Origin of the sequence: Cellulomonas fimi (assembly GCF_012952065.1) — a bacterium.
Taxonomy (GTDB): Bacteria; Actinomycetota; Actinomycetes; order Actinomycetales; family Cellulomonadaceae; genus Pengzhenrongella; species Pengzhenrongella fimi_A.
The window spans coordinates 21,494-31,259 of the sequence record NZ_JABCJJ010000028.1 but is presented as its reverse complement, the minus strand read 5'-3'; the positions used below and the strand labels follow the sequence as shown (position 1 = coordinate 31,259).

The 9,766-nt window shown below is 74.7% G+C and carries 8 protein-coding genes; 7 read left to right on the top strand and 1 reads right to left on the bottom strand.

Features of this window, described 5'->3' with window-relative positions; genetic code table 11:
- Positions 1-211: 211 nt before the first annotated feature.
- A complete protein-coding gene (locus HIR71_RS13780; protein ID WP_169325640.1) occupies positions 212-715 on the bottom strand; it encodes an aminoacyl-tRNA deacylase in 504 nt (167 codons plus the stop codon).
- 156 nt (positions 716-871) lie between these two features.
- Here HIR71_RS13780 and HIR71_RS13775 point away from each other — a divergent pair, with 156 nt between their 5' ends.
- From HIR71_RS13775 to HIR71_RS13740, 7 genes are all read left to right on the top strand, one after another.
- Positions 872-1,399, top strand: a complete 528-nt coding sequence (locus HIR71_RS13775; RefSeq protein ID WP_169325639.1) for a MarR family winged helix-turn-helix transcriptional regulator — start codon at positions 872-874, stop codon at positions 1,397-1,399.
- A gap of 88 nt (positions 1,400-1,487) precedes the next feature.
- Positions 1,488-6,338, top strand: coding sequence for a DUF3418 domain-containing protein (locus HIR71_RS16510; protein WP_396031726.1), 4,851 nt, complete (start codon positions 1,488-1,490; stop codon positions 6,336-6,338).
- Positions 6,339-6,468: 130 nt separating this feature from the next.
- Positions 6,469-6,678, top strand: a complete 210-nt coding sequence (locus HIR71_RS13760; RefSeq protein ID WP_169325638.1) for a hypothetical protein — start codon at positions 6,469-6,471, stop codon at positions 6,676-6,678.
- Positions 6,679-6,778: 100 nt separating this feature from the next.
- Positions 6,779-7,363, top strand: coding sequence for a DNA-3-methyladenine glycosylase I (locus HIR71_RS13755; protein ID WP_169325637.1), 585 nt, complete (start codon positions 6,779-6,781; stop codon positions 7,361-7,363).
- Between the two features lie 53 nt (positions 7,364-7,416).
- The gene (locus HIR71_RS13750) at positions 7,417-8,376 is read left to right on the top strand and encodes a sugar kinase (RefSeq protein ID WP_311836287.1); all 960 of its coding nucleotides are present in this window, start codon (positions 7,417-7,419) and stop codon (positions 8,374-8,376) included.
- Positions 8,373-8,996 carry a bifunctional 4-hydroxy-2-oxoglutarate aldolase/2-dehydro-3-deoxy-phosphogluconate aldolase gene (locus tag HIR71_RS13745; RefSeq protein WP_169325636.1) on the top strand — a complete coding sequence of 208 codons (624 nt, stop codon included), beginning with the start codon at positions 8,373-8,375 and terminating at the stop codon, positions 8,994-8,996. Before HIR71_RS13750 ends, HIR71_RS13745 begins: the two co-directional genes overlap by 4 nt.
- Positions 8,993-9,691, top strand: coding sequence for a FadR/GntR family transcriptional regulator (locus HIR71_RS13740; RefSeq protein ID WP_169325635.1), 699 nt, complete (start codon positions 8,993-8,995; stop codon positions 9,689-9,691). The genes HIR71_RS13745 and HIR71_RS13740 overlap by 4 nt, the downstream gene beginning before the upstream one ends.
- Positions 9,692-9,766: the final 75 nt, after the last annotated feature.

Below are 9,766 nucleotides of genomic sequence, written 5' to 3'. Positions count from 1 at the left end.
ATCGAACAGATGCCCTTCGATCTGGGACCTGAGAACCTCAACAAGCCTCATTTTCCCAGATCAGGGGCATCTGTTCATTCCGCGACACACCCACCAAACCGCACTACTCGCGGATCTGGGTCTGACAGCTCCGCGCAGGTCTGACAGCTCCGAGCGGGTCTGACGGCTCCGAGCGCAACGGGCAGCCGCTCCCCGCGGCCAGCGGGCCCGGTCAGCCCTTCGGGTCCTCCGGCTCGGTCACGTCCGCGACCTGCGCGCCGAGCGCCCGGACCAGCTCCGCGCCGTCGACCGTCGCGGCGACCCCGTGCGCCCCGGCACCGATCGACACCGTCCCCCGGACGCGCTCGTCCGCGACGACCGGCCACGGCCGGATCGAGCCGAAGGGCGTGATGGTGCCGCGCTCGTAGCCGGTCACGTCCTTCGCGGTCCCGGCGTCGGGCATCGAGAGCCTGCTGACGCCGAGGAGCTCGCGCAGCTTCGGCCACGAGATGGTGCGGTCGCCCGGGACGAGGACGAGCAGGAAGTCGTCGTCGGCCCGGCGCACGACGATCGTCTTGACGATGCCCGCCGGTTCGACGCCGCGCGCGGCGGCGGCCTCGGCGAGCGACGAGACGCGCCCGTGGCGCGAGAGCGTGTACCGGATCCCGGCGGCGTCGAGCGCCCCGACCGCGCGCCGCTCGCCGTCCGACGGGGCGGGTTCCGTGTGCTCGCTCATCGCCTCTGCTCCCTTCGCGCCGACGATGCTACGTCCGAGCGGGCCCGGGCGCCGATCGCGGGCAGCGAACGGACCCCCACGGGGCGGCTGCACGGGCGAGACTAGGTTCATGCCCGCGCACGGCCCGGAGCCGCGCGACCCGGAGGAGCACCCGCCATGACCCACGCCGCCATGAACGCCTGGGAGTCGCTGCTGCGCGCCCAGATCACGCTCATGAAGGAGTTCGCGGTCGACTTCCGCGGCGGGCCGGTGACGATGCCCGAGTACGACGTGCTCTACACGCTGACCGGGTTCGCGGGCGGGCAGGCCCGGCTGCGCGACGTCGCGCACAACGTCCGCCTCAGCCAGCCCGGGCTCAGCCGGTTGGTCGAGCGCATGGAGTCCGACGGGCTCGTCCACCGCACGCGCGACCCTGCCGACGGTCGCGGAACCCTCGTCGCGCTCACCGACAGGGGCCGCGAGCTCCAGCGCCGGATGGGCCGCATCCACGCGCGCGCCATCATCGAGCGCGTCGGGTCGTCGCTCGAGCCGGGCGAGCTCGAGGACCTCGAGCGGCTGTGCACCAAGCTGCGTCTCGCGGGATCCGAGGCGGGGGCCGAGGCCGAGAGCCCGGACGAGGACACGCAGGACCCGGACGACCTCGACACAGAACCGCTCGCCGCGGCGGGGGTCGACGCCGGCTGACCGCCGCACCGCCGACCGCCGCACCGCCGACCGCCACGCACGCTGCCCGCTCGCGACCTCGCTCGGAGGTCGGGGACAATGGTGCGTCGTGAGCGAGAGCCAGAGCGGGTCCGGGACGTCGGGCGGGGCGGAGGCCCCGACCGCTCGTGCCCGACGACGCCGCGGCGGCTCCGGTCGTGGGCGCGGCGGTCGGGCGGATCGTCGGCCGGACGACGCCGGGCTCGCGCCAGACCGGCCGCGGTTCGAGCCCGAGTCGCCCGAGGCCCTCGACGGGCGCCAGCGCGGCCGGGTGAGCCGCAAGGCGCAGGTGCGCCGCGGCGTCGTCGTCCCGGCGATCACCTACCCGCCCGAGCTGCCCGTCTCGGCGCGCCGCGAGGACATCGCCGCGGCGATCCGGGACCACCAGGTCGTGATCGTGTCGGGCGAGACGGGCTCGGGGAAGACGACGCAGCTGCCGAAGGTCGCGCTCGAGCTCGGGCGTGGACGCGACGGGCAGATCGGGCACACGCAGCCCCGGCGGATCGCCGCGCGGACCGTCGCGGAGCGGATCAGCGAGGAGATCGGCACGACGCTCGGGGAGATCGTCGGGTACCAGGTGCGGTTCACGGACACGTCGTCGGACGAGACGCTCGTGCGGGTCATGACCGACGGGATCCTGCTCGCGCAGATCCAGCGCGACCCGATGCTGCGCGCCTACGACACCCTGATCATCGACGAGGCCCACGAGCGGTCCCTCAACATCGACTTCATCCTCGGGTACCTCACGCGGCTGCTGCCGCAGCGGCCCGACCTCAAGGTGGTCATCACCTCGGCGACGATCGACTCGGCGCGGTTCGCGCAGCACTTCGCGGGGCCCGACGGCGTGCCCGCGCCGGTCGTCGAGGTCACCGGTCGCACGTACCCGGTCGAGATCCGCTACCGCCCCCTCTCACCCGATCGTGAGGGCCCCGGCCGCCCGGGCTCCGATCCCGACGACCCCTCCACCCCCGACGTGTCAGACCGCGCGCGCGCCGGGGCTCGCGCACGGTCTGACACGTCGGGGGCGGGCGCGACCCGGGTCGCGAAGGTCGAGGAGCGCGATCCCCTCACCGCCGTGTGCGAGGCGGTCGACGAGCTGTGCGCCGAGGGGCCGGGCGACATCCTCGTCTTCTTCTCGGGCGAGCGGGAGATCCGCGACGCCGACGAGGCCCTGCGGGGCCACCTCGGCGAGCGCGTCACCGACCAGCGTCGGCCCGACGCGATCGAGATCATCCCGCTGTACGCGCGCCTGTCGTCCGCCGAGCAGCACCGGGTGTTCGAGCGGCACACCACCCGCCGGATCGTGCTCGCGACGAACGTGGCGGAGACCTCGCTGACGGTTCCGGGCATCCGCTACGTCGTCGACCCCGGGACCGCCCGGATCTCGCGGTACTCCAAGGCGACGAAGGTCCAGCGGCTGCCGATCGAGCCGATCTCGCAGGCGAGCGCCAACCAGCGGTCCGGCCGGTGCGGGCGCGTCGCGGAGGGCATCGCGATCCGCCTGTACTCCGAGGCCGACTTCGCGTCGCGCCCCGAGTTCACCGAGCCGGAGATCCTGCGCACGTCGCTCGCGTCGGTGATCCTGCAGATGGTCGCGGTGGGGGTCGCGGCCACGCCCGACGACGTCGCTCGGTTCCCGTTCGTCGAGCCGCCCGACACGCGCTCGATCCGCGACGGCGTCCAGCTGCTCACCGAGCTCGGCGCCCTCGCGACGGCGCCCAGCCCCTCCGACGTGTCAGACCCAGCGCGCGCCACAGACCGCGGCACGTCTGACACGTCCGACGCACCGCAGCCCCCCGGCAACGTGTCAGACCCAGCGCGCGCTATGGACCGCGGCAGGTCTGACACGTCGCGTCCAGCTCCCGCCGCCGCGCGGCTCACCGACGTCGGGCGCGCGCTCGCGCAGCTGCCGATGGACCCTCGGCTCGGGCGCATGATCGTCGAGGGAGGACGCCGCGGCGTCGCGCGCGAGGTCATGATCGTCGCCGCCGCGCTCTCGATCCAGGACCCCCGCGAGCGCCCGACCGAGACCCGCGCCCACGCCGACCAGCTCCACGCCCGCTTTTCCGACCCGACGTCAGACTTTCTCGCCTACCTCAACCTCTGGGAGTACGTGAAGGAGTCGCAGCGCGAGCTGTCCGGCTCGGCGTTCCGGCGCATGTGCCGCGCCGAGCACCTCAACTACCTCAGGCTGCGCGAGTGGCAGGACGTCGTGACGCAGCTTCGTGAGATGGCCAAGCCGCTCGGCATCCGCGTCGACCCGCCGCACCGGCACCGCTCCCTCCGCACCGCCGCCGACGCCGCTCGCGCAACCGACGTGTCAGACAGCACGCGGTCCCCGGCGCGCGCTGAGTCTGACAGCTCGAGTCGGGCGCCCACGGACACCGCAGTGTCAGACCTCGCGCGCCCCCCGCACCGCGCCGCGTCTGACACGCCAGCCGCACCACCCGCGACACAGCCCCGCCGCCGCACCGCCCCCGGCGCCGCCCAGCAGACCCTCGCGTCCGACACCGCCGACACCCCCACGAACCTCCGCCTCGACTGGGACGCCGACCGCATCCACGTCTCGCTCCTCGCCGGCCTGCTCTCGCAGATCGGCAGGCAGGAGGTCACCGAGGTCCGCGCGTCCGCTGCCCGCGGCGGCGCCAAGCCCCCACCCAGGCCGCGCAAGGGCGGCCGCAACGAGTACCTCGGCGCGCGAGGGGCCAAGTTCGCGATCTTCCCGGGCTCGCCGCTGTCCCGGAAGCCGCCCGCGTGGGTCATGGCCGGCGAGCTCGTCGAGACCTCGCGCCTGTGGGGCCGCGACGTCGCGCGCATCCAGCCCGAGTGGGCCGAGGAGCTCGCGACGCACCTGGTCAAGCGCACGTACTCCGAGCCGGCGTGGTCCACGAAACAGGGCGCCGCGATGGCCGACGAGCGCGTGCTCCTCTACGGCGTCCCGCTCGTCACCCAGCGCCGCGTGCTCTACGCCAAGGTCGACCCCGAGCACGCGCGCGAGCTGTTCCTCCGGCACGCGCTGGTGCAGGGCGAATGGACGACGCACCACCAGTTCTTCCACCACAACCGCGACCTGCTCGCCCAGGCGGAGGACCTCGAGGCCCGCGCCCGCCGCCGTGACCTCGTGATCGACGACGACGAGCTCTACGCCTTCTACGACGAGCGCGTCCCGGCCGACGTCGTCTCCGCCCGCCACTTCGACACCTGGTGGAAGACGGCGCGCCGCACCCAGCCGGACCTGCTCACCTTCACGCTCGACATGCTCGTGCGCGGGGACGACGCCGCGGGTGGCGTCAGCGAGACCGACTTCCCGTCGCTCTGGCCGCAGGGCGACCTCGAGCTGCCGCTGACCTACCAGTTCGAGCCGGGCTCCGACGCCGACGGCGTGACGGTCCACATCCCCGTGGTCGTGCTCGGGCGCGTGCGGCCGGAGGGCTTCGACTGGATGGTGCCGGGGCTGCGCGAGGAGCTGGTGACCGCGCTGATCCGCTCCCTCGCCAAGCCGGTCCGCGTGCAGCTGGTGCCGGCGCCCGACGTGGCGCGCGACGTCGTCCGCTGGATCGACGAGAACCTCCCGGGCTGGGCAGACACGGTCCGCGCCGCGGACATGGCCGACTCGATGCACGACGCCGTCGCCCGGGCCGTGCGCGCGCTGCGCGGCGTCGAGGTCCCCGACGACGCCTGGGACGACGAGCGGCTGCCGGCGCACCTGCGCATGACGTTCCGCGTCGAGGAGGACCGCGGCGGGCAGGCCGGCGCGCACGGCGTCGTGCTCGACGAGAGCAAGGACCTGCTCGCGCTCCAGCGCCGGCTCGCCGCGCACACGCAGGACGCCGTGCGGGTGGCGGTCCGCTCGGCGGTGCGCGACGCCGTGCGCGAGTCGATGCGCGCGGGCGAGGCGGCGTCGTCGGGCACGGGCGTGGACGATGCCGGAGCGCCGCGGCCAGGGGGCGACGACGGACTCCCGCTCGCGGCGCCGGCGATCGCCGAGCAGACCGGCCTCGCGACCTGGCCGGGCGACCTCCCGGACGATCACCTCCCGGCGGTGGTCGAGACGGCGGGACCGGGCGGGTTCCGCGTGCGCGGGTACGCGGCGCTGGTCGAGGAGCCCGGCCCCGGCAAGGGCGTGCACGTCGCGCTGCGGGTGCTGGCGGACCCGGTCGAGCAGGCGCGCGCGCACCACAGAGGACTCAGGCGGCTGCTGCTGATCGAGACCGGCCTGGCGACGGCGCGGGTGACGACGCGGTGGTCGGGCACGCAGTCGCTCACGCTTGCCGCGAGCCCGTACCGGAGCACGGACGCGCTGGTCACCGACGTGCAGGTCGCGGCGATCGAGGCGCTGATGACGGCGCACGCGGGCGCTGCGGGCCCGACCGGCGCGGGCCCGACCGGCGCGGCCGACGTCCGCGACCGCGCCGGGTACGAGGCCCTGCGCGCCACGGTCCGCCGCGGGCTCGAGGACACGGTGCACCGGGTCGTCACCGACCTTGTCGCGGTGCTGACGGCCGCGCGCGAGCTCGACGTCGCGGTGCGCGGCGCGACGAGCCTCGCGCTGCTCAACACGCTGCAGGACGTCCGCGAGCAGGCGGCCGACCTGGTGCACGACGGCTTCGTGTCCGAGGTCGGCGCCGCGCGGCTCCCGCACCTCGTGCGCTACCTGCGCGCCGCCCAGCACCGGCTCGGCAAGGCCGCCGACAACCCGAACCGCGACGCCGAGCTCGCCTGGCGCATCCACGACCTCGAGGACGAGTACCGCACGGCGCGCGAGCGGGCGGCTGCGGGACCGCCCGACCCGGCTCGGGACGCGGCCCTCGGCGACGTCCGGTGGATGATCGAGGAGCTGCGCGTCAGCCTCTTCGCGCAGCATCTCGGCACTCCCGTGCCCGTCTCGGAGAAGCGGATCCGCACCGCCCTCGCGGGATGACCCGGTCGAGCGGGACGCCCGTGACGTCCCGCTCCGTTGGGCAGACCGGGTGACAGCACCGGCTCTTGCGGGGTGAAAGGGACGACCGGACCCTGCCCCGAGCCGCGCGGGTCGCCCTACAGTTCTCGGCATGATGACCGGACCTGACCGCGACGACGCGGCACACGAGGCCCGCGAAGCGCTGCGCGGGCCGGCGCACCCTCCCACCGAGGAGATCCTCATCGCCGTCGAGGCGGGGCTCGCGAAGGTTCCCGCCGGTCCGGCCAACGAGTGGTACGGGATCCCCGGCCAGCGGCCCACCCCGCACGCGGGTCGGCTGCCGGGACGCCACCGCGCCTGAGAAGCGCGTCGCCCGACCCGAGCCGACCGTCTCGAGCCCTCGTGCACACGTCCGTCGCGCCTGCTCGGGCCGCGTGGGTCCCGCCGGGGAGAGTGAGCGCATGACGACTCCCGGCCTGCGCTGCTTCGGTGACGGTGACCCGCTCTACGAGACGTACCACGACACGGAGTGGGGCGTCCCGGTGCGCGGCGAGAGCGAGCTGTACGAGCGCGTGAGCCTCGAGGCGTTCCAGTCCGGGCTCTCGTGGATCACGATCCTGCGCAAGCGTCCGGCGTTCCGCGCGGCCTTCGCTGGCTTCGACCCCGAGGCGGTGGCCCGCTTCGACGACGACGACGTCGCACGCCTCCTGGGCGACGCCGGCATCGTCCGCAACCGGCTCAAGATCGACGCGACGGTCGCGAACGCCCGCGCGGTGCTCGCGCTGTGGGAGCAGGGCCGGACGCTGACCGGCCTGTTCTGGTCGTTCGCCCCCGCGCCACGTCCGCAGCGCGCGACGACGTGGGCCGAGGTGCCGGCGTCGACCGCCGAGTCGACGGCGCTGGCCACGGCGCTCAAGGCCGCGGGTTTCCGGTTCGTCGGACCCACCACCGCGTACGCCGCGATGCAGGCCTGCGGGCTCGTCGACGACCACCTGGCCGGGTGCCCGGTGGTGCCCGCGCTGGACGGGCGGGGCGGCGACCCCTGACCGCGGCGAGGCTAGAGTCGCGGGTCAGACGAACGGACGACCGGAGGACCCGCGTGAGTGAGCCGTCGGCGCTGGACGCCGTCTGCATCGGCGAGACGATGGCGCTCGTGGCGCCGACCGACGGCGAGCGACTCGCCCGGACCTCGTCCGTCGCTCTCACGTACGCGGGTGCAGAGTCCAACGTCGCCCGGCACCTCGCCGACCTCGGCCTCGCGAGCTGCTGGGTGAGCGCGCTCGGCGACGACCCCCTCGGCGAGCGGATCGCCGCTGGCCTCGCCGCGGCGTCCGTCGACGTCTCGTGGGTGCCGCGCCGCGCCGACGCCCCGACCGGCGTCTTCTTCAAGGATCCGACGCCCGGCGGCACGCGCGTGCTCTACTACCGTCACGGCTCGGCGGCGAGCGCGTTGTCCCCCGGCGACGTCGACGGCTGGCCGCTCGACCGGACGCGGCTCGTCCACCTCACCGGGATCACCCCTGCGCTGTCGGAGTCGTGCGCGGCCATGACGGACGCCGTCCTGGACCGCTGCGCCGCTCTCGGCGTCCCCGTGTCGTTCGACGTCAACCACCGGGCGACGCTGTGGTCGACGGACGACGCGGCGGAGCGGCTCCTGGCGCTCGCCCGCCGCGCGACGATCGTGCTGGTGGGGCTGGACGAGGCAGAGCGGCTGTGGAGCACGTCGACCGCCGACGACGTCGCCGCGCTGATCGACGGTCCGCGGCTCGTCGTGGTCAAGGACTCCGACCGGGAGGCGGTCGAGATCGACCGGAGCGCCGGGGTCCCCGCCCGGCACGCCGAGCCGGCGCGGCGCGTGCACGTCGTCGAGCCGGTCGGCGCGGGCGACGCCTTCGCGGCCGGCTTTCTCGGCGCGTGGCTGCGCGGGGACCCGGCACCCGAGCGGCTGAGGCTGGGGCACTCGCTCGCGGCGTGGACGATGGGGACCGTGGGCGACCACCGACCGGGGCACGGCCCCGTGGTCCGCCCCGAGGGCGACGAGGAGGCGGACGGACGATGACGGACGACGGACCCGCAGGCTCCGACTGGTTCGAGAGCGTGTTCGCCGCTCAACGGGTGATGGTGATCCTGCGCGGCTTCCCGCCCGCGCGCACGGTCGAGCTGTGCACCCGCGCGTGGGACGCCGGGATCGCGCAGGTCGAGGTGCCCGTGCAGTCACCGGACGCGCTCCCGAGCCTGCGCGCGGCGATCGCCGCCGGCCGCGAGCGCGACCGGGGGGTCGGGGCGGGCACCGTGACGACGGTCCAGCAGCTCGCGGAGGTCGCGGCAGCGGGGGTGGCGTTCACGGTCGCCCCGGGCCTCGACGACGAGGTCGTCCGGTGGAGCACGGAGCGCGAGCTGCCGCACCTGCCGGGGGTCAGCACGCCCAGCGAGATCCAGCGCGCCGTGCGCCTCGGGCTCACGTGGGTCAAGGCGTTCCCCGCCACGGTCCTGGGCCCGTCGTGGTTCACCGCCGTGCGGGCGCCGTTCCCGCTCGTGCGGCTCGTCGCGACCGGCGGCATCTCGGCGGAGAACGCGCCGGCCTTCCTGCACGCCGGGGCCCGGGTCGTCTCGCTCGGCTCCGCGGTGGCGGACCCCCGGCAGCTCGAGGCCGTCCGGTCCCTGATCGACCGCGCATGAGTGGCCCTCGCCCGACGCTGAGCCGCCGGGTCCTCGACGAGATGGGGCGCAGCATCGTGGCACGGCGGCGTGCCGCCGGCACCGTGCTGCGCATCGAGGACCTCCAGGCCGAGTTCGGGGTGTCGCGGACCGTCGTGCGGGACGCGCTCCGTTCGCTCGAGTCGATGGACCTGGTCCGGCCGCAGCGGCGCGTCGGGGTCACCGTCCGACCGGAGCACGAGTGGAACGTGTTCGCGTCCGACGTCGTGCGCTGGCGGCTGGAGCACGACGGCGAGGGCCAGATGCGATCGTTCGTGTCGCTGCGCCTGGCGATCGAGCCGGTCGCAGCGTCGCTCGCGGCGGAGGCGGCGCCGCCCGGGCTCGGAGAGCGCCTCGTCCGGCTCGCGGACGCCATGACGATCTCCGCGGAGGCCGAGGACCTGGACGGGTTCCTCGAGGCCGACCTGGAGTTCCACGCCGCGATCCTGCGCTCGTGCGGGAACGAGATGTTCGCCGCCCTCTCGGACGTGACCGGTCAGGTCCTGCGTGCCCGGCACGAGAAGCAGCTCATGCCGCACCGGCCGGAGAACGTCGCGGTGATCCTCCACCAGCTCCTGGCGGCTGCCGTCCGCGACGGCGACCCGGCCACGGCGGAGAGCGCGATGCGCCAGATCGTGACCGAGGTCCGGTCCGTGGTGGAGCACCACGGGCGCTGACGCGCTGCACGCGGACGTCGTCGACGCCGCCCGAGCGCCAAAGGTATGATTTGAGCGACCGACCGTTCCCCTCGT